This is a genomic window from Streptomyces sp. x-19 (assembly GCF_046549115.1).
Classification (GTDB): Bacteria; Actinomycetota; Actinomycetes; order Streptomycetales; family Streptomycetaceae; genus Streptomyces; species Streptomyces albulus_C.
In genome coordinates, this window is the sequence record NZ_JAJPWK010000087.1 from 1 (window position 1) to 1956 (window position 1956).

General features: G+C 70.8%; 1 protein-coding gene. It reads right to left on the reverse strand.

Features of this window, described 5'->3' with window-relative positions; genetic code table 11:
* Window positions 1–828: 828 nt before the first annotated feature.
* On the reverse strand, window positions 829–1542 hold the full coding sequence (locus ACLJT4_RS42320; protein ID WP_411130493.1) for a nucleotidyltransferase domain-containing protein: 714 nt from the start codon (window positions 1540–1542) through the stop codon (window positions 829–831).
* Window positions 1543–1956 lie beyond the last annotated feature (414 nt).

Here is a 1956-nt window from a genome sequence, read left to right on the forward strand (position 1 = left end):
GGCTCCACCAACGCCCATAGTTCATCCGACACGATCCACGGCCGCGACTGACGCTTTCCCACGACCAGACCAACGAGCAGATACGCCAACAGTCACATGATCAACCACTTCTGTTAGGACCTCTAAGTCAGGTACCGGACGTGACCCTCGGCATGTTTAGTCATGGTTGCAGCACCGATCCTCCAAACAAGGCAACGGCGAGCCTGTGCGTTCCGACCTCGCCACGCCTCGGGCAGTGTGTAGCCCTCATCGCGGCTGCCGGGTACCGCCGCAGCAAGGTTGAGGCCCCGATCCCGCAGCGCCGCACCCCACGGCCCACGGACACGACCGGCGGACTGCCGGTTATCCGGACGCCCCGCAGGCCGAAGCCCACCGAGTGACCTCCGCGACAGCGCTACCCGGATGGGGAATTGGACCGAGAAGCCGGGCGGCCGCTGGGCCTGCCGCCGGCCTCCTGGCCGTCGCCTGCCGCCCTGTGGCTCCGGGCTGTCGCCGGTCCGGCGCTCCGGCGGCCGCGCTGTGCCCTGGCAGCCGTGGCCGGGTGCTGTGGCGGCGCCGCCTGTCGGTCTGGCGGCGGCGTCAGGGGGCGTCGTGGACCTGCAGCTGCTCGTTCGCCGCGCCCGCGTTCCGCCCATCTCGCCTTGCGCCCCGCGGTCGTCCTGTGGGTCCGGCCCGCGGGCCGCCGCCCGGGCCGCAGCCCGCTTCGCTGCCTGGGCTGTCGCCGGCCTGCCGCTCGGTCGCTGCCCCGCCCCCGGGCCCGACTCCGCCCACTCACCGCGCCGCCCCCGCCCGCGACGCCCGACACACAGGCTCTTGGGCGTGACGAGTTCAGGCCGTCTTACGCGGTCCGCTGCGGCGGTAGCCCTCCCAGACCGGGCCGCCCGCCGCGTCGAGGACCTCTGTGACCAGCGAGGTGAGGCCTTCCGGTGCGCCGTGCAGCGCGGCTTGCGCCGTCTGGTCCAGGCGCGCGGCGAGGTCCGGTGCGACGGGTTCGAGGCGCCGGGCCAGCCACTTGCCGCCGCCGAGCCACGTGCCGTGGCTCAGCAGTGCCAGCTCGCCGCTGCGCCGGACGAGTTCGGCCACGACGAACAGCCGCTCGCCCGCATCCGTACAGGCGGCGAAGTCGTCGAGCAGGTCCGTCAGCGCGTACCGGGCGTCTTCGAGCGCCGTGTCGGTGACCGGGGGCGGGCCTGCGGCCGCGAGGCGTTTCGCCGTCTTAGCGATCCGTGCTCCGGTTCCGTCGGCGTCGAGCAGCAGCGCCCCCTGGGCGCACATCCACAGCAGGGGCGAGTTCCGCTGCACGATCTCCGGGGTCACGAAGGTGTGCCAGGAGTCCTCGGTGTGCACGAACAACTCCACCGGCCAGTCCCCGTACCGCAGGCTCTCGCGGTACGGGGCGGGCGGGCCGTCGAGCAGCACGACGACGTCCAGGTCGGACCGGGCGGTGCGCCGGCTCGTCAGGACACTGCCGCCGAGGAACGCGGCGCGGGCGTCGGGGTGGCGCTCCAGAACAAGGGCACGGGCAAGATCGAGTACGTCCATGCCCACACTCTGCCGTGATCCTTCGGACTCCGAAGCACCGCCCCGCACCTCAGCGACACGGCATGAGACAACCAGAAGAATCGCAGGTCACGGACTGTCGACAATCGTCGACTCACTGACCTGGGGCGATGGTGGGCTGCCTGGTTCGGGCGGGTGCGCCCGAAGTTGTTGTCGCCTGCGCAAGGGCCGCTGAAAGCGCGGGAACACCGGCATCTACTGAGCGCGGTACGGGCGGCAAGCCAGATGCACCTGACCGGCGCGCACTGGACCCTGCTGCTCACCACCGACCGCTAGTAGTGCTTTGTTACGTGGTCTTGTCACGGTGGGTGTGTGGTAGTTCGCTGGTTGTATGAGGGCTGGGGAACTTGCTGTGTGTCGGGGCCGGTTGGAGGAGTTTGCCGGGGAGGTGTTTGC

Bases quoted from the DNA above. Each gene is read 5' to 3' on its own strand.
- ACLJT4_RS42320 (WP_411130493.1), bottom strand. From the start codon at position 1,542: ATGGACGTACTCGATCTTGCCCGTGCCCTTGTTCTGGAGCGCCACCCC.